Source organism: Cupriavidus sp. C3SS-1 (assembly GCF_057073755.1).
Genome location: NZ_CP172699.1, coordinates 233,126 through 258,907, shown reverse-complemented (window position 1 = coordinate 258,907; position 25,782 = coordinate 233,126). Strand labels below are relative to the sequence as shown.

Here is a 25,782-nt window from a genome sequence, read left to right as displayed (position 1 = left end):
GATGAGATGAAGACCAGCATCATTGAAGTTGGAGGCCTCCTTTCCGTTCTCAGCGCTCACGGGGTGGAGAAGCGGCTCGCCGCCATACCAGGGGTTGTCAGAGCAGACGTCAATTGCGTCTCGGGCAGCACGACGGTCGAGTATGACGATACGGTGACGAGTCTAAGCGCCATCAAGGCGAAACTCGAAGAGTGCGGCCACCATTGCTATGGCGAACTCGTGCCGCAGCACATTTGCACGCCCGAAGACCCGCCGGGCGACCTCGTCGCAAGCGGCATTGCTGGCGAGCACGCGCACACGGCAGCCCGGCTAGCTGCACTTGGCAGACACCCGGACCATGTCCATGCGGCTACACACGGTGCGAAAGGGAAAGCGAAGGACCACACGGCACATGACCACATGGCCCACGACATGGGACACGGGGCTGGCATGGACATGGGAGAGATGGTTCGCGATATGCGCAACCGCTTCTGGATTTGCCTGGTCTTCACAATTCCCATCTTTCTGTACGCCCCGATGGGGATGAAGATTCCCATGCCAGCTCCCCCGTTCGGACTGGAGATGAACCTGTGGCTGTTCCTGCTGGCGAGCGCGGCCATCCTGTACCCGAGTTGGCCCTTCTTCGTGTCCGCGTGGCGCGCCCTCCAAGATGGCACGCTCAACATGGCCACGCTGGTTGTCCTGTCCGTCGGGACGGGCTACCTGTTCAGCGTCGGGGCGACTTTTTTCTTTACCGGGGAGCAGTTCTATGAGGCCTCGGCCGTCCTGCTGGTATTTATCCTGCTGGGACACTGGCTGGAGATGCGAGCCCGTGCCGGTGCATCGGACGCTATCCGTTCACTGATGAACCTGGCTCCGCCCAAGGCTACGGTAGTGCGTGACGGCCGAGAGGTGGAGATTCCGACTGCGGAAGTGAGGCTGGGCGACGTCGTTATCATCCGTCCAGGCAACAAGATTCCCGCTGACGGTGAGGTCATCGACGGCAGTTCCCAAGTGGACGAATCGATGCTGACGGGCGAGTCGCTACCTGTAAGGAAAGGGCCGGGCGACAGCGTCATCGGCGCGACGATTAACAAGAGTGGCAGCTTCCACTATCGGGCGACCCGGGTTGGCAGTGACACCGCTCTGGCACAAATCGTCAAACTGGTGCAGGAGGCGCAAAACTCCAAAGCGCCAGCCCAACTATTGGCCGACCGTGCCTCGCAATGGCTGGTGCTCGCGGCCCTTGCCATCGGCATCACAACGTTCGTTGTGTGGTACTGGTGGTTAGGCCAGACCGTTCTGTTTGCCCTGACGCTCACGATTACTGTCTTCGTCATTGCCTGCCCGGATGCGCTCGGGTTGGCAACCCCAATGGCGGTGATGGTTGGAACCGGCCTCGGTGCCATGAACGGGATTCTGTTCAAGAATGCTTCCGCTTTGGAAGAAGCCACCAAGCTGAATGTCATCGTATTCGACAAGACTGGCACCCTGACCATGGGGGAACCCGAGGTCGTGGACATCTTCGCGCCGCCGGAAGTGGACGCGAACGCCATGCTCGGGCTGGCCGCCTCTGTCGAGCAAGCGTCGGAACACCCACTCGCCCAAGCCATCCTCAAACGTGCCGGTGCACTGGCGAGGCCCGTGGCCACCGGTTTCACGAATGTCGATGGCATGGGGGCCACAGCCGACATCGACGAGAAGCCCGCGCTCCTCGGTAATCGGAAGCTCATGGCTACCCACGGCGTAGACATGAACGGCCTTACTGAGAAGTCTGACCTGATGCAAGGAGCTGGCAGAACGGTCATTCATGTTGCGCATGGCGGCAGACTGATTGGCCTGATTGCCATCGCCGATGCCCCGAGACCGACCTCAGCTGCAGCAATCAAGAAGTTGCGCGAGCGCGGCGTGCAGGTGGCGATGCTAACGGGGGACAACAAGGCCACTGCCGAGCGCATTGCGACTGGCTTGGGCATCGAGCTAGTGCTGTCGGACGTGCTGCCTGGGCAAAAGGCTGAGAAGGTCAAGGAACTGCAGGCGCAGGGCAAGAAGGTTGGTATGGTGGGCGACGGCATCAATGACGCGCCTGCGCTGACCCAGGCCGATGTCGGATTCGCCATTGGCGCTGGCACTGACGTGGCAATGGATAGCGCCGACATTGTTCTGATGAAGAGCGACCCGTTCGACGTGGTGGGAGCCATTGAGCTGTCGCGCGCTACGCTGCGGAAAATGCACCAGAACCTCTGGTGGGCGGTTGCCTACAACCTTATTGCCTTTCCGTTGGCCGCAGGTGTCCTATACCCATTCACCCTGAGTCCGGCGATTGCGGCAATATCCATGTCCGGCAGCTCCGCACTGGTCGCAATCAATGCGCTGTTGCTCAAGCGTACGAAGCTGGCCGGTATCCGCGGCGCGTCGCAGTCGGTATCACCCGCGGATGTACCGGCGCCTGTTGGTGGCTGAGCAGAGTTACATGGCCGAGAATACAGAACGCCACGTGGCCAGGTCATCGGGGAACGGAAGTGCCCGACGTCTGCCGGCGCATGCGAGGCATGCAAAAAAGCTCAGCCGGCTGGTCTTTCCAAGTTTCCTCGAACTTCTGGCGACGCGGGCGGACCAGGCAATTTACCCCTTCGTGGTCGGTGGGCTTGCCTTCGTCGCAACGCTCAGCATGTGTATCCCCATGGTCCCACTGGTAACGACTTCGGTGCTGCTTAGCGCGCGGCGATGGAAGGCCATCGCGTTGTGCGCCGCTGTCGGCAGCGGGGCGGCGGCGCTCGTGCTCTACGTGGTCTTCCACCATCTCGGCTGGGAGAAGTTGCTTGGCTATCTCCCCGAACTCACACGCTCGGCCCGATGGGTGCAGATTGCCGCCTATACCGAGGACTATGGGCTCCTTGCATTGGTGGCAATCGCGGCGTCACCTCTGCCGCAAACACCGGCGCTCGTCTTCGTCGCGCTGGCGGAACTCTCTCCGCTGGCCGTGTTCGGCAGCATTCTTGGTGGAAAACTTGCGAAGTATGGTGTGGTTGCTTGGCTTGCCGCTCGCGCCAGAGACCCACTGCAGGGTGAGATAGTAGAAATGATGACGTCATTGGGAAGGAATAAGGTGCCACATGGCCGAAGACACGATTCAACGTAAGGGACGCCCGGCGCGCTCCTCCTCCGTTGCTGCATCTCCTGACTCGCAGATGACCTCGCCATCCACTGCTGAGACGCCGCATGCGGCAGTTGCGAGGGATATGGTCAACCAGTGGTGGGACTATGCCGCTGACGTTGCTCAGCGTTGGACGCTCTTCGTCGATGTCCTGAGGCAACGCGCCAACAATATGCTGGCGCACGAAGAGGCTGGCCTTCCGCCACTGCTGCACTTCGATTATGAAATGCTGCTCGATGGCAGGACATTTGAGCGACCGGCCAACTATGCCTTGCTCCGCATCACTCGCTGTGGCACGGACCATCTGGAGGAGCGCGTACGCCCTGGCGCAAAGCCAGTCATGGTGATTGACCCTCGCGCCGGTCACGGGCCGGGAATTGGTGGCTTCAAGCGTGATTCCGAAGTCGGCATGGCCCTGTCCGAAGGGCACCCCGTGTACTTCGTCATCTTCTTCCCGATTCCTTGCCCTGGTCAGACACTAGCTGACGTTCTCCATGCTCTGCGAGCGTTTGTTCAGGAAGTGGCCCGGCTGCACGACGGTCAGGAACCCGTCCTCTATGGAAACTGCCAGGCTGGGTGGGAGGTGATACTGCTGTCCGCCCTCTGCTGTGAGCATGTATCTGGCATTTCCGTTCTCAATGGCTCGCCACTGTCGTACTGGTCTGGCGAGCCAGGCGTGAATCCGATGCGCCTCCTCGGCGCGTTCTGTGGCGGTGTCTGGGCTGCGAACTTTCTTGCGGACCTGGGCGATGGCCGCTTCGATGGTGCATGGTTGGTGCAGAACTTCCAGTTCCTCAAGCCGGAGTCGGCGCTATGGGAAAAGTTCTACGCGGTCTTTGCTAACCCCGAGCGGGAGCAGGAGCGATTTCTGGAATTCGAGCGCTGGTGGAACGGATTCTACTTTCTGAGCCGCGAAGAGCTGGTAGCGACCGTCCAAGACCTGTTTGTCGGCAACAAGCTCGAAACGGGCGAGGTTCACGTGGATTGCGACTGCACGGTCGACCTACGGCGCATCGCCAAGCCGATTGTTATTTTTGCGTCCTACGGCGACAACATCACGCCACCACATCAGGCCTTGGGCTGGATACCTGTGGTGTACGCAAGCACCGACGATTTGGTCGCCGCAGGCCAGCGGATTGTCTACCTGACCAATCCGCATGTGGGCCACCTTGGCATTTTCGTATCTGCAAGCGTTGCGCTCCATGAACACCGAGCCATCTTGCAAAGCATGGAAGCGATAGAAGCACTGCCTCCGGGCTTATATGAGATGCGACTGAGCAGCGATACACCGCAGGCCGTTGGAGACACGCAGAAGATTCGTGTCACGTTTGACCCGCGCCGCGTCGAGGATATTCAGTTCACGTATCCGCGCGCCGAGTTTGAGCGCGTCCGTGCGGTTTCGGAATTCAATGAGAAGCTATACGAGCATTTTGTCGGCCCATACGTTCGCGCTGCCGCAACGCCATGGGGCGCGGAGTGGCTGAAGTGGGCACATCCCATGCGCTGGACCTGCTATGCCTGGTCTGAGCGGTTCCAGCCCTGGCTTTCACCAATCGCAGCGATGGCGGACGAAGCAAGGTCGGCCCGCGTGGAATCGACGGAAGTGAACCAGTGGCGTTCTCTTGAGCAGGCCATGAGCACCATAGCGGCGGGTGCATTGCAAGCGAGCCGGTCTATCTGCGATGTCGCCGCCGAGGTAACGTTCCTCTGCCTCTATGGACAGCCGTGGCTGTATGTTCCCACGGAGCGAACTGCTCCTGAAACTTGTGACGGGTCGTGCTGTCAGCCACATGACCGCAGTTTGCGGTCACGAGCGCCGTGTACCCCGACTCAAGGCTTCACTGAACGATAATGGTGCCCTTTTCGCCAGCCTCGTAGTGGCCCGGCAATAGACAGCCAAAGGCTGTCGTGCCGAACTTCGTGAACTCCCAAATTAGCTCGGCTGAATTTCCGGGCCCAACTGTAATGGCGTTGGGACTGTTGAACGCCTTTCCTGGCGCCTGCATCCGGGTGTGATAGAGCTCGGTCAGCTGACTGTCGGTCCCCAGCACCATCTCGTGCGGTACCTTCCCTGAGTTCTTCACAATGAAACGTACCGTCTCGCCTCTTTTCACCGTTATCGTCGATGGTGTGAATGGCGCGCCGTCTGACGCTGTCAGCGTGATGGTGTGGCTGACTTTGGCGGGGTCACCAGGCTTCCCGACAGCGGCGACTCCTCCTCCCCCATGGCCGTGTCCGTGCAACCATTCCGGCTCGTTGCCGGCTGCCAGGGCGGAAGCGGGCAGCGCGAAGGCAATGGCAAGAGCCGTCCATCTGCATGTCTGCCCGAGTTTCATTGGACAACCCCTCTGCTGGACAGAAGGGAGAGCTTCCATGACAGACCCCTCATCGAACGCCACAATCAGGAGCAAGAGAACAACACGCGTGACAAAACGAAACACGGGCAAGCAACAACAACTATCTGGCTGCGGACTACAGTTTATCGAATGTCACGCGGACCTCGAAGTGGCGCATCAGGCCTTCGCCCCGCCAACGGACCGGAGCTGTATGCCTCGGTTACTTGCCCATCATCCCACCCGGGCCCATCCCAGTGCCGGGACCCATGCCGCCGCCCATCATGCCTTGATTGTCCATCATCATTGGCATCACTTCCTGCATAAAGGCCATGTGCTGGCCCATCATGTCGTGACACATTTGCATCTGGGCCGGCGTGGCTTGGCCTTTGCCCTTGCTTGGACCAGCCATTCCCATTCCCATCATGTCCTTTTGCATGATGGACATGGCGTCCTGCATGACTTTGTTGCGTTCGGCCATTAGTGCCTGACGCTCTTCCGATGTATTGGCTCGCGACAGCCGCTCGCGGATAGCACGAAGGTGGGCGACCTGTGCGTCGAGGTCAGCGTTTCCCGTGGCTTGGGGAGCAGCCGCCGGGGCGGCTGCCGGTGCCGGCTTCTTAACCGGCTTTTTGGCTTCCTCCTTCGGATGGTGCTGCTCGTGCTCCGCGTCCGTCGATGGCGAGGCGGAGAAGACCGCAGGCGCCCAGGCAAGAGTGGCGGCGGCGAGGAGGATGGGAAGGCGGCGGATGTGGACCATGCTAAAGCTCCTCATGTCTAAGGAAGACAATTTACTATGGACTATACGCCACGTGTGTGCCACCAAATTGACAGGAATCAACCAAAATCCTGCGTTCGACCGCTGGGCGACCGAGAGTATTTGGGACGACCGAGCTATCTCTTCTTTGGACCGCCAAAAAGCTGGTGGCCTCGCATCGAGCCTCAACTAGCGGGGTTCAAGCGCGGATGCGTCTCCTCACCCACATATAGAGCAAGAGCCCAGACAAGAACATGGCTCCGGCGACGCCTGCCATATTTGGGTTGAAGCCAGCAGCCGAACTGGAGCGGCTGGAGGCAAAAGTGGCCAGCCTCGGGGATTACATTCTCGCGGGCAAGCTGATGGGGAAATAGATGCAGAATGGACAGATTGAGCCAGTGCTCTGTCGGTACTGGGGTAGCCTGCCCAGGCAGACGGATTGCTCGTCGGTACAGTGGTCGCGCTCGATTGTGAATCCTCAGTCCGGTTGCGTTGTTACCATGCTGTGAAGATTGCATTGTGGGCGCGAGATGCTAATCAAACACGTAATCAATCTACTGCACGAAACTTCTTACGGCACTCTTGCCACCAATTCGGCGCTCCTGCCTGGATACCCTTACGCGACCGTGGTGCCGTATGTTCCCGACGAGGCGCACCACCCGATTATCTGCATCAGTGCGCTGGCCGAGTACACCAAGAATCTGCTTGCAGACTCGCGGATAAGCCTGTCAGTACTGCAGCCCGGGGTTATCGACGTTCAATCCGCCCGCAGGCTCACCATAGTTGGAGAAGCGGAACGGTTTGACCCGAGCTCTGCCGTCCTCAGTCGCTACCTGCGCTATGAGCCTGGTGCCGAGCAGCTTCTAGCTCTGGATTTCGCGCTCTTTCGATTGAAGCCAACAAAAATCAGGTTCATCGCCGGAGCGGGTCGAATGGGCTGGGTGGAGAGCTCAGTCCTGGAAACCATGCCGCAAGTCCAGGAGCAAGGGGAATTAAATCTGGTACGCGAAATGTCACGCATTGTCCCAACTGGCATCCGCGTACTCGGCGTCGATTGCTATGGCATTGACTATGAAATCAACGGAAGACGAACACGACAGAGCTTTCCAAATGCGCCATTGGCTGGCGGAGCCTTTGAGAAAGCTTCCTTGAGCATCGCACGTAGTCTTACTTGACACCCGTTCTCCAAGGCTTACAGGCGCGCCCAACAGCAACTGGCCTAGTGGCGCGCCAATTTGGCATATCAGACATGGTCTGGGCCCGGCCAAGTCAAACGTTCGCGGTACCCACGACATTCTGTGCCCACTGCAGAATGGGCCAGAACCGTGTCGGCAAGAGCTCCCGCGCTCTAACCAAGGACACCCATCGAAACTCGTGATGTTCCGGCCGGCCGAGTTCGGCACTGACCGGGAGACTCACATCACCCTGGCTCGACAGCGCGAGATAGAGGCGTGCGACCTTGCCTTTCGAGTATGGCTCGGTCTCGCGATAGTCTTCGCCCCATGGCAATTCCAGTTCAGACAGCCCCGTTTCCTCCGTGGTCTCGCGCAGCGCCGTTTGCAACAGTTCTTCACCAGGCTCGGGCTGCCCTTTCGGGAAGTCCCAGTTTCGATACGCGCGCAGGATGAGACAGCACCACTGGCCGTCAAATTGACGCATCACAACTAGACCAGCTGAACATTTGATTGCTGCCATATTCGGTCGCCTTGCACCCGGGCACTACAAGGCAGAACTGCAAGGAATAGGAGGAAGTGGCCAAGACGAAGCGTGCTGGCCTCGGAGGCTCCGCATTAAGCGGCAAGACTTTGCCCGCTATGACCGATTTTTCCGGCTTTACGGGCAAAGTATTGCCTGTAGATGCAACCGTGTCACGTAGGATGGATGGAGCCCGGCTTCCTTACGCCTCTTCTGCGATGAGGAAGCGCTCCGGTCGTTTGCCGAGCCATGCGGGTGTGCGGCCACGGCCTGACCAGGTCTTGCCGGTCTTGGGGTCACGATACTTGGGCGGCGGAGGCTCTTTGGCTGCCTTAGCCGTACCCCTTCCGGCGGGACGACCGCGGCGGCGCTTGTCAGCAATGTCCTCCGCGGTCAGCCCAAACTCGGCCATCAGGGAACGGATTTTCTCGATAACGCCGGTCACTTCGTTGGCGCGCACATCTGCAAGTTGCGCCTCCAGGGCTTCCTTCTGTGCAAGCAGTTGTTTGTACGTTGCCATACTCTCTCCTGTTGATAGCAATCCAGCCTATTCAACGTGCTCGGTCGCGTTGAACAAGGCCCTCGCATCAACCGCGCGTAGACTCGTAAAAAGGGTCCGCCGCGTCACGGCGAAAATCCACTTTTAGTCCTATGAAATTTCCAGAGGAAACTCTATTCACTGCCTGCTCAAGCGAGTCACTACTAACTCGCCACACACCCACATCTTCGTGCATACACCCTACCAGGAGCACCACAAGAGCAAATAGCTTTGGACCGAACGGTATGAGCACAATATTGAAATTCGTCCGGAGCATATGTACCAATGAATTGATTTCCTGGAACAGCTTAGCGGGCTGACCGACTTCGTAAGGCCTGCACCGCCCATCTGTCTGAATCAGCCTTAGCAACGACTCGTTAGCTTGCTGCAAGCTATCATGATATTCTGGTATTGGACTTACTGGATAAAAGGCCCACGTGGCATTATTAATTTCTAAGTGGTCGACGACACCGATTGCTTTATTGGTCTCATAACCTAAGCCAACTATTGCGGCGGGCGGCTTGTCCGGCCTAGTCGTCCATCCAGAAAATTGAGGAATCACTGGCTCTACAGTAACAATTGGGGCAGCATCTTCGATGGGAGGAGTGTACTCCGCTAGACAGTAGTGAAAGGTGACCGTTGCAGCCTTCACTTCCATGCATCGAACGGCATCAACCAAATGTGCCAATCGGAATCGATTTAAGCATGAGACGTCTATCTCGATTTTAACGTGGTCGAGTTGTTGACTTATCTCATGCAGGATAGCGTCAATGCTTGAGCGAAATGACTCATCCATGGTTTCGACAACATCGAACCCATGAGCCTGAAACCATGACTTGTTTTCCGCGTACCTAAGCACCTGCTGGGTCCCGAATCCGAGAGCGACTTGTCGCGGCGCAGGACTCATACCAAGCTCGCGCATCTTTGCGGCGACGGCAGTGGAACGCCCCTCATAACCACATGCACAAATCACCACGTCTGGTACGGTGGCGCTGGATACATCCGCATCACAGATGGCTTTTATCGTGAGCATGTTAGTCAACGTCCAGTGAAAGCTGCAGAGGCATCGGCTGGGATTGTCTCTTAACGCTCTTCGGCAATAGGTTCGACAACTGCGTTGACTTGCCCTTTCGCAAAAGCAAACCATACTTGGCACCAAGCATAAAACTGAGACGTAGTTTCGCGTTAACCATTTCACCAACAATTGCTTTGGAAGACGACTCGTCAACTAACATAACTGCGCCTCTGTTTACTGCAGCTGCCAGCAACTCCTGAACATGTTTGGGTACGGCCTCATCAACGACGAAAGTGAGGACAGGGTCTGCACTGAAAGCCTTATCCATCAGGTCGGAGTGCAACCTGCTTCCAATCTCATTTAACAGTGAATCAAGTGCCCAAACACTGTCCTGTGGATGACTCCGCTCCACAGGAATAGTCTTCATGAGAGCCAACAGACGGTCAGCTGCAGCCTCGATTTCTCGAGCTTGCTCCGCAGCTGGAATTCGTCGCTGACCGCTTTTCGCAAGAAAATTGATGAGAGGCGAAGTCAAACTAATAAACCACCGTGGATTACCTTCCGTGATTGCAAAGATTGAGTCAACCCCGGCGTACAGTTCAAGAGTTTTTCGCTTTCGAACTGAAACACTTCCCTTCTTAGATTCGTGGAAGTAAAAATCCCTCAGTGCTGCAACGGGAGCGGCCTTTCGCAAGACACTATCGCGCTTGTGCGCCCACAACGTCTCTGCGGCGGATAGGTCAATGCTCTTCGCCTTCAAGTAAGCAGCGAATGTCCGGTCCTTCGTCACCAACGACATAAAGATACGATGCCAAGGCTCTCCAGGACTGTATGGACTCTTCCGCCGAACGCCTCGGTTGTCCTTGGGCTCAAACACTGACCGTCCAAAAGCCTCCTCGGCAGTGATATGCAATCCATGTTTTGCTGTTAGTGAGCGCCAAAGTGCTCGGCAGAATGCCTTCGAGTCCGCACGGTCGAGATACCAAAGGCGTACTTGCTTGTAGTCATGCTCTAGCGCCGGCCCTTCCTGATTGAAGAGCGCGCGATACGCCGTAGCAGAGACAGGGCTAATCGCCAGCTTCAGATAGAGTCGTGGGTACGAAACCCGCAACGCGGAAAACAGATGGCCAATGACCCAGTCCGGCGCCGTTTCCAGTTCATCAAAAAGAAGGGCCCACTTTGCCTCGGGTTCGCCTACCGCCGCATTGAAGCTTTCACAGATGTTCGAACAGATGTCCAGAAAGTCCAGATGAAGGTGAGAGAGGTCTGCCAAACGACGGGAACATTCGTCATGAGGCAGAAGACTGCACGCATTCGCGAGGACACGAATGTCTGACAGCCTATTTCTTAGTGCCTGTCGAACGGACAGGAGACTTGGGACGTCTGGCTTGACCCGTAGAGTTTCTGAGAGCTGACGAGCGAGCGTAGCCTCATCGTCGCTGTTCAAATCCACTCGACGATACTCATGCTTCGAGCCAACTCTCGCTGCCATAGTCTCAAGAACCGCGTGTATGACATGCGTGGTAAAGCAGGCCAAAACCAAGGTGCGGTGATTGTCTTCACGGAGCTTCCCATAGCCTAGTGAATTCAATTGCTTTGACCAACTTATGTCCGAAGCGATGAAGACGCCGCTGTAGCTAATCTGCTTCCGGAAGAGTTCCGCCTTCTGCCCATTCCAAGCGGCCAGTGCTGCTGGTTGCAGCATCTTGAGTAGCGTTGTCTTGCCGCTACCCCTTGGGCCCACGAGGACACTTGGATATTCGCCTGCCAACTCTTCGAAGTGCTCCGAGTACACGAAACCATCTGCCACTTGGTCAGGGCCCAGGTACTTCGCATTGAAGGCTTCGACGCCCAGCGCAAACTCCATTTTTGCGTTACTCATGCTCAGGACCTTTTGCCCAACTCTGATGGCAAGCCATTGTCAGAGCAATTTATATTGATGCTGTGTTCGTCGCGCAGGGCTTGGAGCACTGCATTGAACCTTTTTGGCGTCAGGTAGGCCAGATTCGGCTGCAACTTCAGCATCTCGCTCCACTGCATTAATTGATGATTCCCGAGAGACGTGGCTACTAATCGTGCCAACGTCTTTACGCTGCCGTTGTACCCGAATCCGGCTCGGCTCGGAAAGCTGGAGTTTGCGTTGCCGTAGGCCTCCCACCCGAGGCCGGATACCCATTGCCACGACTCGATGGCCCCACATAGTTCCTTGTCATCGCCGAACAGTTGAGCCTCCACCATATGGAAGTAGTTGCGCGACACCGTGGCGTTTGGCCCTTCGATGCGGCCAGAGAAACTGCCGCATGCAAGCACGACAGGCGCCTGGAAATCTCCCTGCGCCACTTCAATTTTGGGGTGGTGCTTGTGTCCGTGAATTACCAGCCACATGCCGCTATTCGCCAACACGTCTAGCAGCGCTTGGCCGTTCAACATGATGTCGTTTCCTAAGCCCAACTCACTGTGGACATGGGGGTGGTGATGGCAGACTGCGACGTTGATTTCGGCAGGGCCTGTCGCGGCCAAGTCGCGCTTCAGCTTCTCCAGGGAGTATTCCGTAACAGACCCCATTTCCAACTCATCGCGCGATTCATGGAGCCAGCAGGAGTTCAGCACCAAGAAGCGAGCGGAACCGATGCATGTAACGTAGTAGCCATGCGCCCAATAGTGGTCGGCGAGAGTGTCGTCCGCAATTGGAAAGCGTGGCATTAGGCGCATCAGGGCCTCACGCGGAAAGTTGCCAAGCGTCTTGCCGCGCGAATCTACGTCATGATTACCTACGGTTGCGATGACTTCCTTGGCGCCGAGGACATCCTTGAGCGCATGCAACTCTTTCCATACGTACCGAAGCGCCCCCCCATCTGCTCTATTCGTCATATCGCCTGGACATACAACGAAGTCCGCGGTGAGTCCCTTACGCTTGATTAGGTCGTGCAGGGATGACATTGGGTTCTCGTGCGTGCCAAACGAATCCCCATCCGAGTACAAACGGACTTCTGTACCCTTCGGGTCGCTTCCTCGTGGCGCAGCATGAAGGTCGCTCAGGACCGCAAGCTTGATTGACGGCAAGGCCTTAGCTCCCTTGCAATTACGCGTAGTTGCGCAATTGGTATTCGCGCACGGGGCGGCGGGACTCGGAGAACCCGGCAACGCTCCGCCGAACGGGCGCGTAAGTCAGCTGCCAGCCAGGCAGTTCCTTTTTCAAGCTGTGTGCTTGGTTATATGAGATGAGAATGCGTACGCCCCGGTCAGATGCCGCGCGGACCTCCGTAAGCAAGCGCTGGACATCCGTGTCCGAGAAAGCATTCCAGCCGTATTCACCGCGGTTACGGGTCGCACCGTAGTAGTAGGGAGGGTCGAGGTAGACGAAATCGTCTTTGGTTGCACGACGCACCACATCAGCAAAGTCGCCGCAATACAGTTCCACCGACTGTAGACGGCGAGAGAACTCCTGCAAATCCTCCAGACTGGGCAACGTGCCCGACCTATATCCGCCATAAGGAACATTGAACTGGCCAGCGCGGTTCTCTCGATAAACCCCGTTGAAGCAGTAGCGGTTCAAGTAAAGGAAACGGGCGGCATTGAAGGCGACATCGTCCCCTGGCTTCATCGCTCGCAGCTCGAGGTATGTATCCTTGTCTTGCGCCCATGAGCCAAGCTGGTCGGAGATAGCGTCAGGGTCCGACTGTAGGGCCCGGTATGCGGATACCAAGTGGGCGTTAATGTCAGCCAAGAGCGCCTGTGATGGCTCGAGCGCCAAAAACAGACACGCTGAACCGCAAAACGGCTCGATGTAACGCCCGCGGAACTCAGGTGCAAGTCCCGTCAGCTTGGGCAGAATCTGGCGTTTGCTACCCGCCCAACGCAGTACGGGCTTCGCCCTTGCAGTGGTATTCATCAAGTCCGCTGGTGGTCTATGGTCGAACGACCTGAGATTTTAACCACTATGTAGCCCGCATAACTTTCCAAATTGCCCACACTCAAGGGCACACCACAAATATGAGGACGGAAGAAAAGCGAGCACTAACATTGTGATTTCTCGTTATATCAACTGCACGACACACTGCATCCGAAACTGGCGTATCGCCATGCCGGCTCGATGATTCGCGCGAACTGATAAGACGCATGAGACATCTACACCATTCTTTTACGTATACAGATGGTAGCAGTAGGTAAACGGTCACTTTTGTTGTGAAAAATCCAAGCAAATCTCCCTTCTATCAGCCACTTACGTGAGGGAAGACGGGCGTCAAAACTGTTGGCTGCAGTGGATTACAGCGATGCCCGTCGATGAATGGGCTTCCCGGCCCGCGATGTTATGCACCTCCATCCACATGGCGCCGGCGTGCGCTCCACACCAATTTCGCGTGCTTATCCACAGCGTCTGGGGCGGTGCGCTTGCCGAGCGGTAGGGGTTCCATCCAGGACAGGCGAAAGAGTCAAGACCAGAATGCTTGGCTCACGCCGCAGTTGGGCAACTTCTCAAATTTGGCGTGCCCGGCAAAGCACTGGGACTTTTCGTTATTCGAAACTCTTCCCTCTACCGGCCTAGGGCCTACTCTGGAAGAGCGCGCCGTTTAGTGACGTTTGAGATACTTTTTGCAAAAAAAACGGGCCGACCAAGTTGGTCGACCCAGGCTTTTTGCTATGCGCCAACTCGGCGGGAACAGTCTCGAATAATGGCGTCAGGCTGCGGCTCGCGAGGAGTTTCTTGCGCTCGTTATGCGAATCTTCCGCTGGGCGTTATGCGAATCTGTTTGTAGATGACAGCGGGCCGCTAAACGTCCCGGGCGCCCTACTCCACCGTCACCGACTTCGCCAGGTTCCGCGGCTTGTCCACGTCGGTCCCCCGCGCGCACGCCGTGTGATACGCCAGCAATTGCAACGGCACCACGTGCAGGATCGGCGACAGATCGCCATAGTGCTCGGGCATGCGGATCACCTGGATGCCGTCCGTCGACTGGATGTGCGTGTCGCTATCGGCAAACACATACAGGCGTCCGCCACGCGCCCGCACTTCCTGGATGTTGGACTTGAGCTTTTCCAGCAGCGCGTCGTTCGGGGCGACGGTGACCACCGGCATGGCTTCGGTCACGAGCGCGAGCGGGCCGTGCTTGAGTTCGCCGGCCGGATAGGCTTCGGCGTGGATGTACGAGATTTCCTTTAGCTTGAGCGCGCCCTCGAGCGCGATCGGGTAGTGCTTGCCGCGCCCCAGGAACAGCGCGTTCTCGCGGCGTGCGAACTCTTCCGACCAGGCGATGATCTGCGGCTCGAGCGCCAGCACGCCATGCAGCGCGGCGGGCAGGTGGCGCAGGTTGGCCATGTCCTTCGCCTCGGCTTCTTCCGACAGGAAGCCGCGCACCTTGGCCAACGCCAGCGTCAGCATGTACAGCGCGGCGAGCTGCGTGGTGAAGGCCTTGGTCGACGCCACGCCGATCTCGGTGCCGGCGCGCGTGAGGAAGCGCATCTCGGTCTCGCGCACCATGGCGCTGGTGGCCACGTTGCAGATCGACAGCGTGTGGGTATGGCCCAGCGCGCGCGCGTGGCGCAGCGCGGCCATGGTATCGGCGGTCTCGCCGGACTGCGAAATCACCACCACCAGCGCGCGCGGATTCGGCACGGTCTCGCGATAGCGGTACTCGCTGGCCACTTCGACCTGGGTCGGGATCCTGGCAATGCTTTCGAGCCAGTACTTGGCCGTGCAGCCCGAGTAGTAGCTGGTGCCGCAGGCCAGGATCAGCACGCTGTCGATCTCGGGGAAGACCTCGGCCGCGCGCTCGCCAAACAGCTCCGGCGAAATGCCTTCGATGCCTTCAAGCGTGTCGCCAAGCGCGCGCGGCTGCTCGAAGATTTCCTTCTGCATGAAGTGGCGGTACGGACCCAGGTCCACCGTGGCGGCGTGGGCTTCGACCACGCGTGCCTCGCGCTCGACCAGATGATCGTGGCCGTCACGGATGGTCACGCCTTCACGCGTAACTTCCACAACATCGCCCTCTTCCAGGTAAATGATGCGGTTGGCGGTGCCGGCCACGGCCAGCGCGTCGGAGGCCAGGAAAGCCTCGCCGTCGCCGAGCGCCACCACCAGCGGCGAGCCGGCGCGCGCGCCGACCACGCGCTCGGGCTGGTCCTTGGCGAACACGGCGATCGCATAGGCGCCGTGCAGGCGCTTGGTCACGGCGCGCACCGACGCGAACAGGTCGCCGCGCGTGGCGCTGCTCGGGTAGCTGTAGGCCTGGTGGATCAGGTGGGCCACGACTTCGGTGTCGGTCTGCGACTCGAAGCCGTAGCCGGCCGCGCGCAGTTCCTCGCGCAGCGGCTCGTAGTTCTCGATGATGCCGTTGTGCACCAGCGCGATGGTCTCGCCGGACAGGTGCGGGTGGGCATTGACGGTGTCGGGCTTGCCGTGCGTGGCCCAGCGCGTGTGCGCCACGCCGGTGGTGCCGGCCAGGCCCGAAGCCTGGGTCTGGGCGTCCAGATCCGCCACGCGCGATACCGTGCGCGCACGCTCGACGGAAGCATCGCGCACCACGGCTACGCCGCAGGAATCATAGCCACGGTATTCGAGGCGGCGCAGGCCTTCGATCAGGACCGGAACGATATTGCGCGTAGAAACCGCGCCGACGATGCCACACATGCTGGACTCCCGTGGTCGGCGCCGACACCGGCGCCCGTTTTCAATGACGGCAACGGCCATTGTGCCGCGCCGGTACGGCCGCAAGCGCTGCGGCCGCCGTGTTGTGTTGCCCCGTTGGCTACCGCGCGGTAGCCGTACTGCTTACGGCTTTGGCTGCTTGACCGGACGCTGCCAGGCGGCGATGGTCATCTGCTTGGCGCGGGACAGCGTCAGCTGGTCGGCCGGCGCTTCCTTGGTCAGCGTGGTGCCCGCACCGATGGTCGCGCCGCGGCGCACCGTCACCGGCGCCACCAGCTGCGTATCGGAGCCGATGAAGACATCGTCCTCGATCACCGTGCGGAACTTGTTCGCGCCGTCATAGTTGCAGGTGATGGTGCCAGCGCCAATATTCACGCGCGAGCCGACCGTGGCGTCGCCCACATAGGCCAGGTGATTGGCCTTGCTATGCGCCGCGACCTGCGAGTTCTTCACTTCGACGAAGTTGCCGATATGCACATCCTCGCCCAGCTCCGTGCCCGGGCGCAGCCGCGCGTACGGGCCGATGCGGCCCTGCGCGCCGATCTTCGCGCTGTCGATATGGCAGAACGGCTGCACCTGCGCGCCGGCGTCGATGGTGGCATTGCGGATCACGCAGTTGGCGCCGATCTGCACGCCATCGCCCAGATGCACGCGGCCTTCGAACACACAGCCGACATCGATGCTGACATCGCGCCCGCAGGTCAGCGCGCCGCGCACGTCGATGCGCGCCGGGTCGGCCAGCGTCACGCCGGCTTCGAGCAGGCGCTGGGCCTGGTTGCGCTGGTGGATGCGTTCCACTTCGGCAAGCTGGACCTTGCTGTTGACGCCGAGCGTTTCCCACACCGCCGCGGGCTGGGCCGACACGATCTCGACGCCTTCGGCCGCCGCGCGCTCGACGGTATCGGTCAGGTAGTACTCGCCCTGGGCGTTGTCATTGCGCAGCGTGGACAGCCAGCGACGCAGGTGGCCGGTCGGGCACACGATAATGCCGGTATTGATTTCGCGGATCGCGCGGACGGCTTCGCTGGCATCCTTCTGCTCGACGATCCGGACGATGCTGCCCGCGGCATCGCGCACGATGCGGCCATAGCCGCTCGGGTCCGGCATCTCAACCGTCAGGACGCCGAACCGACTCTTGCCGGCGGCTTCGACCAGTGACTTCAACGTCGCCGCGGAGGTCAGCGGCACGTCGCCGTAGAGAACCAATGTGGGCTGGCTGTCGTCCAACTGAGGAAGTGCCTGCGCCACCGCATGCCCGGTGCCCAGCTGCTGGGGCTGCTCCGCAAAGGTGACATCATCGGCGGCCACGGCCGTGCGCACATGTTCGGCACCGTGGCCGACCACGACCACCAGGCGCGAAGGGGACAGCGTACGTGCCGTGTCGATGACATGCGCAAGCAGGGGACGCCCGGCGACGGGGTGCAGCACCTTTGGCAAATCGGAGTGCATCCGCTTGCCCATGCCAGCGGCGAGAATGACGATGTTCACAAGGAGACCCTCTTGGTGCATGGTTCGGGAAAGCTATTCTTTAAGGCACCAGCCGGCAGTTTGGCCGCCGGCTTTCGTGAGCCCTGTGGTAGTGGCATCCGCCGTTCCTGGAGCCAGAACCGTTGCCAGGACTGGGCTTGCGGGCAATCCGGCAACCCTGGCAAGATTCGCGGCGATTTTAACATGACGGTTTCTGCCCAATACGCCACTGTTTCCGATTTTCACAATCGCTGGCTACGCCGAATATTGGCGATATTCGTGGCGGCCGTCCTCTGCGGATGCAGCGCGATGAAGACCGGCTACCAGCAGGGCGACCGCCTGGCTTATTGGTGGATCGACCATTATGTCGACGTCAGCGACGTGCAGGAGCCGCCCACGCGCGAGGCCATTGCGCGCTTCTTCGCGTGGCACCGGCAGTCCCAGCTTCCCGAGATCTCGACTTTGCTGACCCAGGCCCGGGACCAGGTCCGGCAACCGGTCAGCGCCTCGTCCATCGTGCAGTTCCAGGAATCGAGCCAGCGGCTTGCGCGGCAGTCGTTCAACCAGGCCATGCCGGACGTCGCCGACCTGCTGCTTACGCTGACCCCGGCGCAGATCGACCGCATCGAAAAGAAGTTCGATGAGGGCAACACCAAGTACCGCAAGAAGTTCCTGAGCGGCAGTGCCCAGGACCGCGAGTCGGCGCGCTTCGACAAGGTGATGGACTACGCGAAGCTGATCTACGGAAGCTTCTCCGATGAGCAGGAAAAGGCCATCCATGCCGCCATGGGCCCGCTGATGCAGGGCGCCCAGGCGCGCTACGCGGAGCGCCTGCGCCGCCAGGAGGACTGGCTGGCGCTGGCGCGGCAGGTCCAGCAGACGCATCCGCCCAAGGCGCAGGTCATCGAGCTGCTGCGCCGCTACGCTGACCACTGGCAGCACCCGCCCGGCGAAACCCGAGCCGCCAGCCACGATGCCAACAACCAGGCTGGCGTGGCGCTGGTCGCGACCATTGCCAACCTGACCACGCCAGCGCAGAAGGCGCATGCCGTCGAACGCTTCCAGAAATGGATCGACGATACGCGCAGCCTGATGCGCGAGCGCCAGGGCAACACTGCGCAGGCGGCGAACCAGTAGCGATCGCCCGATGCCCCAAGGCAAGACGCCCGCGTGATAACGCGGGTGTCTGATTTTCCCATTTTCCCGGCGGGAGGCTTACTCGGCGCTGGCCTGCGGCACGGCCGCCGGCGCCTGCCCGGGGCGCTCGAAGCGGACGAACTCCATCCGGTTCTCGTCGCTGCTGCCGGCGAACACCAGCGGCTGCTGCGTGAACGTGGTTTCGCCGAACAGCGAAGCTTCATCCACCTTGGCCAGGCCCGTGGCCAGCCCGGTGAACGGGAACAGCTCGGTGTCGGCCAGGTGCGACGGCACCACGTTGCGCAGGGACGCGAAGATATTGTCGATACGGCCGGGGTTTTCGCGCTCCCAGCCTTGCAGCATTTCGCTGACCTTCTTGCGCTGCAGGTTTTCCTGCGAGCCGCACAGGTTGCACGGGATGATCGGGAATTCCATCGCACGCGCATACGCGGCGATGTCCTTTTCCGCGCAGTACGCCAGCGGCCGGATCACGACGTGCGCGCCATCATCCGTAGCCAGCTTCGGCGGCATGGCCTTCATCTTGCCGCCGAAGAACATGTTCAGGAAGAAGGTGTTGACGATGTCGTCGCGGTGGTGGCCCAGCGCGATCTTGTTGGCGCCAAGCTCCTTGGCCGTGCGGTAGATCACGCCGCGGCGCAGGCGCGAGCACAGCGAACAGGTGGTCTTGCCCTCGGGCACCTTCTCCTTGACGATCGAGTAGGTATCGGCCTCGACAATCACATATTCCACGCCGGTTGCCTTCAGGTACTCCGGCAGCACATGCTCGGGAAAACCGGGCTGCTTCTGGTCCAGGTTCATCGCGATCAGCTTGAACTTGATCGGCGCGCGCTTCTGCAGCGCCATCAGGACCGACAGCATGGTGTACGAGTCCTTGCCGCCACTCATGCAGACCAGCACGGTGTCGCCGTCCTCGATCATGCCGAAGTCGCCGATGGCCTTGCCGGTTTGCGATTGGAGCCTCGTCTCGAGGCGGTAGAAGTTATTGGAGTGGGTCATGAGGCATACCGGATCGTTGCGGCCGCCCGGATGAAATGGCCGGACGGCTCGGAAGGGGCGAGATTTTACCCGGGACCGATCAGTCCTGCTTGATGTGGAAGACTTCCACGCCCACCGAATCGCAATCCGGGTAGACGTCCGGCTTCTCGGTGGAGACGCGTACGGCGCGCACCTTCGGGTGCCTGAGCATGGCGCGAGCCACGTCGTCGCACAGCGTTTCCTGCAGGTGCACATGGCCCAGCGCCATGCGCTCGGCCACGGTGTTGCGCATGAAATCGTAGTCGACGACCTCTTCGAGCTTGTCGGCCTGCGGCGTGCTGGCGGCCAGCGGCACGAACAGGTCGATATTGATCAGCACGCGCTGCTCGCCCTTCTTCTCGAATTCGTGCACGCCGATATTGATCTGGACTTCATAGTTGCGCAGGAACATGCGGCGGCAGTCTTGCAGGCTGGGATGGGTAAGGGCGGCGAGCATGGTCATGGCAATCGGGGAAAGGTAATTCGGGAAGGGGTCTGGCGTGCCGCGTCCGGAAGACGGCGCGGCACGCGGGTCACATCATTCGGTCAGGAACATCACGTCGCGCGACAGCGGCATCAGGTGCTGGCCGCCGTCGACGTACAGCGTGGTGCCGGTCACGGCGTTGGCGCGTGCCAGGTAAGCCACGGCCTGCGCAATGTCTTCCGGCGTGGATGACTTGCCCAGCGGCGTGACGCGGTGCGCGCGGCGGAAGCTCTGCTCCGACTGCTCGCCCGACACCAACGTGATGCCGGGTGCGACGCCGACCACCCGCAGCCGCGGCGCAAACGCTTGCGCCAGCTGCACGGTTGCAGTCTGCAGCGCGGCCTTGGACAGCGTGTACGACAGGAAATCCGGGTTCAGGTTATCCAGCTTCTGGTCGAGCAGGTTGATCACCACGCCGCGCGGATCGGCTGCGCCCGTGTCGGCGCTCAGTGCCTTGTACATCTCGCGCGCCAGCAGCAAGGGCGCCGCCACGTTGGTCCGCATATGCGTGTCCAGCGACGCATACGAAAAGCTCGTGGCCACGTCGTACTGGAACAGCGAAGCGTTGTTGACCAGGCAGGTCGGCACGCCAAGCTCGGCCGTGCAGGCGGCGATCAGCGTCGCGGTGGAGGCTTCGTCGGCCAGGTCGGCCTGCAGCACCGCGGCACGGCGGCCGAGGGCGCGAAGGTTCACGGCCAGTGCCTCGGCCTCGTCGCGCGAGCGATGGCAGTGCACGGCCACGTCCCAGCCTTGTCCGGCCAGTTCGAGCGCAATGGCGCGGCCAAGCCGGCGCGCGCCGCCGGTGACGATGGCCACGCCGCGCGCCGCGGCGGCTTGCGTCTGGGCCGGCTGCATCTGCGCCGGCAAGCAGGCAGGTTGATTCGATTCGGGCATTGCTACAATCGAGGCATGCAGAAAGCCGTTAGTTTACCCCTTCCCTCCGCCGATGCGCTGGCCGCCTCCGACTCGCTGGCCACGCTGATCGGCGAAACCCTCGATGCGGCCGGCGGCTGGATCGGCTTCGACCGCTACATGTCGCTCGCGCTGTACGCGCCCGGGCTGGGATACTACAGCGGCGGCGCCGCCAAGTTCGGGCGCGATGTACGCGACGGCAGCGATTTCATCACCGCGCCGGAACTGAGCCCCTTCTTCGCCCGCACGCTGGCGCGCCAGTTCGCGCCGCTGCTGGCGCAAGGCCTGCCGCGCCTGCTCGAATTCGGTGCCGGAACCGGCCGCCTGGCGGCTGACCTGCTGCTGGCGCTGGAACAGGAAGGGCAACTGCCCGAGTCCTACGGCATTGTCGAGCTGTCCGGCGAACTGCGCGCCCGCCAACAGGACACGCTGTCGCAGCGCGCGCCGCACCTGGCCGCGCGCGTGCAGTGGCTGGACACGCTGCCCGAGCGCTTCGAGGGCATCATCGTCGGCAATGAAGTGCTGGACGCCATGCCGGTGCGCCTGTTCGCGCGCACGGGCGGCCGCTGGCATGAACGCGGCGTGGCCCGCTCCGTCCCGGGCGATGACAGCACCGCCGCGCATGCCTTCGCGTTCGAAGACCGCCTGGTTCCGGCCCATGCCGTCCCGGATGCGCTGCACGCCATGCCAGGCGACCATGACATCGTCACCGAGACCCATGCCGAGGCCGACGGCTTCGCGCGCGCGGTCGGCGCCATGCTGGTGCGCGGGGCCGCGTTCTTTATCGACTATGGCTTCCCGTCCGGCGAGTATTACCACCCGCAGCGCAGCGGCGGCACGCTGATGTGCCACTACCGCCATCACGCGCATCCCGATCCGTTCCTGTACCCGGGGCTGCAGGACATCACGGCGCACGTCAACTTCAGCGGCATTGCGCATGCCGCCGTCGATGCCGGCCTGGACGTGTCGGGTTTCACCTCGCAGGCGCGCTTCCTGATGAATGCCGGCATCACGGACCTGCTGATGACGCTGGACCCGTCCGATACGCGCGCTTTCCTGCCCGCCGCCAATGCGGTGCAGAAGCTGCTGTCCGAAGCCGAGATGGGAGAGCTGTTCAAGGTGATCGCGCTGACCCGCGGCCTGGACGGCAGTGAACCGCTCGCCGGCTTTGCGCGCGGCGACCGCTGCCACACGCTCTGAGCCGCTGCCGCCATGCTGCGCTGGACCCTCACCATCTTCCTGTGCGTGGTCGTGCTGTCGGCCGCCCTGCCCTGGCTGCAGAAGCTCGGCATCGGCCGGCTGCCCGGCGACGTGCGCTTCCGCCTGTTCGGGCGCGAGTACATGCTGCCGTTCGCGTCGACGATCCTGCTGTCGTTGCTGGCGCTAGTGATCGGGAAACTGATCTAGGCGAGCCTCAACGGCCTGCACGCGCGCCGCGTGCACACGTTCCCGGATCTGGCTGACGTCATCGGCTGACGCCTTCGCGATAGCACCGGCGTCGACGCCGGCGGCTGCCTCCAGCGCGGCCAGCAAGCGTGCGCGCTGCGGGTAGGCGTCCGACTCGAAGCCCTTGCGGCCGCGCTTGTCCGCCTCGCAGGCGAGCAGCGCATCGGCAAAGCGACCGGGCTTGCGCAGGGCATCGCAGCGCTCCAGCAGCCGTGTCATCGCGGCCGCGCCAAACGCCATGCAGCGATGGATATTGCCATGCTCGCGCGCCACCACCACCGCCAGGTCCCGGCAGTCGTTGGGCACGCGCAGGCGCTTGCAGACGGCTTCGAGCAGCTCCACACTGCGGCCTTCGTGGCCCAGATGGCGCGGCAGCACGTCCTCTGGCGTGGTCCCCTTGCCGAGGTCATGGACCAGCGCGGCGAAGCGCACGGCCAGCGGCGTACGCATGGCGGCGGCGCAGTCGATCACCATCATCACATGGACGCCGGTATCGACTTCGGGATGGTAGTCGGCGCGTTGCGGCACGCCCCACAGCCGGTCCAGCTCCGGCAGCAGGCGCACTAGCGCGCCGCACTGGCGCAACACCTCGAACATGCGCGACGGCCGCGCCTCCATCAGCCCGCGCGCAAGCTCCTGCCAGACGCGCTCGGGCACCAGCGCGTCGACCTCGCCGGCGTCCACCATCCGGCGCATCAGCGCCACAGTCTCGGGCGCGACAGTGAACTCATGGAAGCGCGCGGCAAAACGCGCCACGCGCAGGATGCGCACCGGGTCCTCGGCGAACGCTCCGGAGACATGGCGGAACTGCCGCGCGGCCAGGTCTTGCTGGCCGCCGTGCGGATCGATGACGGGGCCGACCAGGTTGCCGTCGGCGTCGACCGCGCGCGCCATGGCGTTGATGGTCAGGTCGCGCCGCACCAGGTCGTCATCAAGCGTGACATCGGGCTCGCAATAGAACGCAAAACCCTTGTAGCCCATGGCGGTCTTGCGCTCGGTGCGCGCCAGCGCGTATTCCTCTTTTGTGCTCGGATGCAGGAAAACCGGGAAGTCCTTGCCGACCGGCTTGTAGCCGGCGGCTACCATCTCGGCCGGGGTGGCCCCGACCACGACATAGTCGCGGTCCTGGCTGGGCTTGCCCAGCAATTCGTCGCGGATGGCACCGCCGACGGCGTACACCTGCATGGTCTTGTCTCGCTATGGCGCGCCGCCGACGCGGCGCTCAGTGGCCGATGATAATCGCATCGCCCCGGTCGGGCGCGAGGCGATACGGCTCGTCATCCGCCAGGAAATCGCGCTCTTCGCGCGCGCCGGCGATCCATTCCTGCATGGCCGGCAACTCCAGGATGAAGTCCGCATAGGCCTTGGCCGCATCGGGAAGGTGGATGCCGTACGTCGCGAAGCGGCTGACCACCGGCGCGAAATACGCGTCGGCGATCGTAAAGGTCCCGAACAGGAACGGCCCCGCATCGCCATGGCGCGCGCGCAGGTCGGTCCAGATCTGCGCGATCCGGTCCACGTCGCGCTGGACCGCTACGTTCCAGCCGCGGCCAGGGAGCACCGCGGTGGCGTTCATCGGCAACTGGTTGCGCAGGTTGGTGAAGCCGGCATGCATTTCGGCGCAGACCGAGCGGGCATGGGCACGCTCGGCGCGGCCGGCGGGCCATAGCGCCTTTTCGGGGAAGCGCTCGGCCAGGTATTCGGCGATCGACAGCGTGTCCCACACCGAGATGTCGCCGTCCACCAGCACCGGCACCTTGCCGGCCGGGGAATACTGCGCGATCTCGGCGGCGAAGCTGTCAACGAACAGGCGTACGTGCACTTCTTCGAAATCAATGCCGGCATGGCGCATCAGCAGCCACGGGCGCAGCGACCAGGACGAGTAATTCTTGTTGCCGATGACGAGCTTCATCGCGGAATCCTTGGGGGCGGGATGGGGAAAGGTCGCCGGACACAACGCAACATTCCTGCCCGGGGACCCGCGCGCCCGCATGCAGAAGCGTGCGCGCCGAACCCGTCATTCTGCCAGCGCCATGACGGCCCTCAAAGTCAAAAGCGCTCGCAACCGCTGTGAATCCAGGTCACAAGCGCACGGAAAGACGCGGGCTAGCGATGCACGCTTGCCCGCATGACCGTGAGCTGGGCATCGCGGTTGCGGCCGGCCAGGACGTCGGTCATCACGGCTTCCAGTCCGACCGGCTGCAGGCCCAGTTCGCCTGCCATGGGTCCGTGCAACACGTTGTCGAGCTGCATCGAATCGAGGTTGTCGCGCGACAGCAGCGTTTCGCCCGGCATGTGCTCCATCACCGCGGCCTGCACGCGCGCCAGTGCGTCGGGCAGCGCGATCACCGGGCGCGGGTGGCCCGACGCCCGCCCGGCAAAGCGCACCAGTTCTTCCAGCGTGTACACCTGCGGGCCGCCCAGGTCGTAGCCACGCCCGATGGTCGCCGGCGTGACCATGGCGTTGACGATGGCCTGCACCACGTCCTGCACGTAGATCGGCTGGAAGCGCGCATGCGCGCAGGCCAGCGGCACCACGGGGGCCATTTCCTGCATGTGGGCGAACAGGTTGAGGAAGTGATCGTCGGGGCCGAACACCACGGAGGGACGCAGGATGGTCCAGTCCAGGCCGCTGCTGCGCACGATGCGTTCGCCGTCGCCCTTGCTGCGCAGGTACATCGACGGGCCATTGCTGTCGGCGCCAAGCGCGCTGATATGCACCAGGCGCCGGACGCCGGTACTCAGGCACGATGCGACGACTTGCCTGACCATCTCCACGTGGGCCGCGGCAAATTCGGGACCATAGGGATCGCCGCGCTCGCCGTGCAGCACGCCGACCAGGTTGACGACGATGCCGTCCGTGCCGAGCGGGCCGATGGCATCGTCGAGCGCCGCATTGTCGGCCAGCCCCAGTTCCGCGACCTCGACACGCGGCAGCAGCAGCAAGTGCTGCGCATGCTCCACGTTGCGGGCGCCGATCACGATGCGGTCGGGCGCAATGGGGGAATCAGGATTGGAGCCGGGCTCGAGCGGCGCGCCGGAGGCCGAGGCGGCGCCCGCCAGCCGGGAAGCGAGATGACTGCCGATAAATCCGGCGCCGCCGACGATGAGGACATTGCTGGACTGCATGGATGCCTCCGTGCGAATAGAACGGCACGCGGCGGCAGGCCAGTCATGGCAT

Annotated in this window: 23 protein-coding genes; 7 read left to right on the top strand and 16 right to left on the bottom strand. The window is 61.6% G+C overall.

What is annotated here, in order from left to right:
• The first annotated feature begins 6 nt into the window (after window positions 1-6).
• Genes ACIGJC_RS01225 through ACIGJC_RS01215 form a run of 3 tightly spaced genes read left to right on the top strand, consistent with a single transcriptional unit; the run spans window position 7 to window position 4,988 of the window.
• Window positions 7-2,442: a heavy metal translocating P-type ATPase gene (locus ACIGJC_RS01225; protein ID WP_483710223.1), complete on the top strand. Its 2,436-nt coding sequence runs from the start codon at window positions 7-9 to the stop codon at window positions 2,440-2,442.
• A gap of 10 nt (window positions 2,443-2,452) precedes the next feature.
• Window positions 2,453-3,121, top strand: a complete 669-nt coding sequence (locus tag ACIGJC_RS01220; RefSeq protein WP_483710222.1) for a YqaA family protein — start codon at window positions 2,453-2,455, stop codon at window positions 3,119-3,121.
• A 49-nt stretch (window positions 3,122-3,170) separates the two neighbouring features.
• Window positions 3,171-4,988, top strand: a complete 1,818-nt coding sequence (locus ACIGJC_RS01215; RefSeq protein ID WP_483711439.1) for a DUF3141 domain-containing protein — start codon at window positions 3,171-3,173, stop codon at window positions 4,986-4,988.
• On the opposite strand, the gene ACIGJC_RS01210 is transcribed toward ACIGJC_RS01215, so the two are convergent.
• Together ACIGJC_RS01210 and ACIGJC_RS01205 are read right to left on the bottom strand one after the other, a co-directional pair.
• Window positions 4,975-5,472: a cupredoxin domain-containing protein gene (locus tag ACIGJC_RS01210; protein ID WP_483710221.1), complete on the bottom strand. Its 498-nt coding sequence runs from the start codon at window positions 5,470-5,472 to the stop codon at window positions 4,975-4,977. The genes ACIGJC_RS01215 and ACIGJC_RS01210 overlap by 14 nt on opposite strands.
• Before the next feature lie 220 nt (window positions 5,473-5,692).
• Entirely contained in the window at window positions 5,693-6,229 is a 537-nt protein-coding gene (locus ACIGJC_RS01205) for a hypothetical protein (protein WP_483710220.1), read from the bottom strand.
• 527 nt (window positions 6,230-6,756) lie between these two features.
• Between ACIGJC_RS01205 and ACIGJC_RS01200 the strand changes: the two genes are divergently transcribed.
• Window positions 6,757-7,401 carry a HugZ family pyridoxamine 5'-phosphate oxidase gene (locus tag ACIGJC_RS01200; protein ID WP_483710219.1) on the top strand — a complete coding sequence of 215 codons (645 nt, stop codon included), beginning with the start codon at window positions 6,757-6,759 and terminating at the stop codon, window positions 7,399-7,401.
• Between the two features lie 94 nt (window positions 7,402-7,495).
• On the opposite strand, the gene ACIGJC_RS01195 is transcribed toward ACIGJC_RS01200, so the two are convergent.
• The 8 genes from ACIGJC_RS01195 to glmU form a co-directional block, all read right to left on the bottom strand.
• Window positions 7,496-7,921, bottom strand: a complete 426-nt coding sequence (locus ACIGJC_RS01195; RefSeq protein WP_483710218.1) for an NUDIX domain-containing protein — start codon at window positions 7,919-7,921, stop codon at window positions 7,496-7,498.
• Between the two features lie 202 nt (window positions 7,922-8,123).
• Window positions 8,124-8,441, bottom strand: coding sequence for an H-NS histone family protein (locus tag ACIGJC_RS01190; RefSeq protein WP_483710217.1), 318 nt, complete (start codon window positions 8,439-8,441; stop codon window positions 8,124-8,126).
• A 67-nt stretch (window positions 8,442-8,508) separates the two neighbouring features.
• Complete coding sequence (locus ACIGJC_RS01185; RefSeq protein WP_483710216.1) at window positions 8,509-9,492, bottom strand: hypothetical protein; 984 nt, start codon at window positions 9,490-9,492, stop codon at window positions 8,509-8,511.
• 1 nt (window position 9,493) lies between these two features.
• Window positions 9,494-11,356, bottom strand: a complete 1,863-nt coding sequence (locus tag ACIGJC_RS01180) for an ORC-CDC6 family AAA ATPase (RefSeq protein WP_483710215.1) — start codon at window positions 11,354-11,356, stop codon at window positions 9,494-9,496.
• 2 nt (window positions 11,357-11,358) lie between these two features.
• Window positions 11,359-12,537 (bottom strand): metallophosphoesterase family protein, encoded by a 1,179-nt coding sequence (locus tag ACIGJC_RS01175; protein WP_483710214.1) that lies wholly within the window; start codon window positions 12,535-12,537, stop codon window positions 11,359-11,361.
• 19 nt (window positions 12,538-12,556) lie between these two features.
• Window positions 12,557-13,366: a DNA adenine methylase gene (locus tag ACIGJC_RS01170; protein ID WP_483710213.1), complete on the bottom strand. Its 810-nt coding sequence runs from the start codon at window positions 13,364-13,366 to the stop codon at window positions 12,557-12,559.
• Between the two features lie 897 nt (window positions 13,367-14,263).
• Complete coding sequence (glmS, locus tag ACIGJC_RS01165) at window positions 14,264-16,102, bottom strand: glutamine--fructose-6-phosphate transaminase (isomerizing) (RefSeq protein ID WP_483710212.1); 1,839 nt, start codon at window positions 16,100-16,102, stop codon at window positions 14,264-14,266.
• Window positions 16,103-16,243: 141 nt separating this feature from the next.
• The gene (glmU, locus tag ACIGJC_RS01160) at window positions 16,244-17,608 is read right to left on the bottom strand and encodes a bifunctional UDP-N-acetylglucosamine diphosphorylase/glucosamine-1-phosphate N-acetyltransferase GlmU (protein WP_483710211.1); all 1,365 of its coding nucleotides are present in this window, start codon (window positions 17,606-17,608) and stop codon (window positions 16,244-16,246) included.
• 258 nt (window positions 17,609-17,866) lie between these two features.
• Between glmU and ACIGJC_RS01155 the strand changes: the two genes are divergently transcribed.
• The gene (locus ACIGJC_RS01155; RefSeq protein WP_483710210.1) at window positions 17,867-18,724 is read left to right on the top strand and encodes a DUF6279 family lipoprotein; all 858 of its coding nucleotides are present in this window, start codon (window positions 17,867-17,869) and stop codon (window positions 18,722-18,724) included.
• A gap of 78 nt (window positions 18,725-18,802) precedes the next feature.
• Here ACIGJC_RS01155 and ttcA read toward each other — a convergent pair whose 3' ends face one another.
• The 3 genes from ttcA to ACIGJC_RS01140 form a co-directional block, all read right to left on the bottom strand.
• The gene (gene ttcA, locus ACIGJC_RS01150; RefSeq protein ID WP_483710209.1) at window positions 18,803-19,741 is read right to left on the bottom strand and encodes a tRNA 2-thiocytidine(32) synthetase TtcA; all 939 of its coding nucleotides are present in this window, start codon (window positions 19,739-19,741) and stop codon (window positions 18,803-18,805) included.
• 79 nt (window positions 19,742-19,820) lie between these two features.
• Window positions 19,821-20,222: a dihydroneopterin aldolase gene (locus tag ACIGJC_RS01145; protein WP_483710208.1), complete on the bottom strand. Its 402-nt coding sequence runs from the start codon at window positions 20,220-20,222 to the stop codon at window positions 19,821-19,823.
• Window positions 20,223-20,297: 75 nt separating this feature from the next.
• On the bottom strand, window positions 20,298-21,098 hold the full coding sequence (locus ACIGJC_RS01140; RefSeq protein ID WP_483711438.1) for an SDR family oxidoreductase: 801 nt from the start codon (window positions 21,096-21,098) through the stop codon (window positions 20,298-20,300).
• Between the two features lie 54 nt (window positions 21,099-21,152).
• Here ACIGJC_RS01140 and ACIGJC_RS01135 point away from each other — a divergent pair, with 54 nt between their 5' ends.
• Entirely contained in the window at window positions 21,153-22,355 is a 1,203-nt protein-coding gene (locus ACIGJC_RS01135) for a class I SAM-dependent methyltransferase (RefSeq protein ID WP_483710207.1), read from the top strand.
• Window positions 22,356-22,367: 12 nt separating this feature from the next.
• Window positions 22,368-22,562, top strand: a complete 195-nt coding sequence (locus tag ACIGJC_RS01130; RefSeq protein WP_483710206.1) for a DUF2905 domain-containing protein — start codon at window positions 22,368-22,370, stop codon at window positions 22,560-22,562.
• Here the strand turns inward: ACIGJC_RS01130 and ACIGJC_RS01125 are convergent.
• The 3 genes from ACIGJC_RS01125 to ACIGJC_RS01115 form a co-directional block, all read right to left on the bottom strand.
• A complete protein-coding gene (locus ACIGJC_RS01125; protein WP_483710205.1) occupies window positions 22,539-23,786 on the bottom strand; it encodes a multifunctional CCA addition/repair protein in 1,248 nt (415 codons plus the stop codon). The two genes, ACIGJC_RS01130 and ACIGJC_RS01125, sit on opposite strands and share 24 nt — an antisense overlap.
• 37 nt (window positions 23,787-23,823) lie before the next feature.
• Entirely contained in the window at window positions 23,824-24,513 is a 690-nt protein-coding gene (locus tag ACIGJC_RS01120) for a glutathione S-transferase family protein (protein ID WP_483710204.1), read from the bottom strand.
• A 194-nt stretch (window positions 24,514-24,707) separates the two neighbouring features.
• Window positions 24,708-25,730, bottom strand: a complete 1,023-nt coding sequence (locus tag ACIGJC_RS01115) for a complex I NDUFA9 subunit family protein (RefSeq protein ID WP_483710203.1) — start codon at window positions 25,728-25,730, stop codon at window positions 24,708-24,710.
• Window positions 25,731-25,782 lie beyond the last annotated feature (52 nt).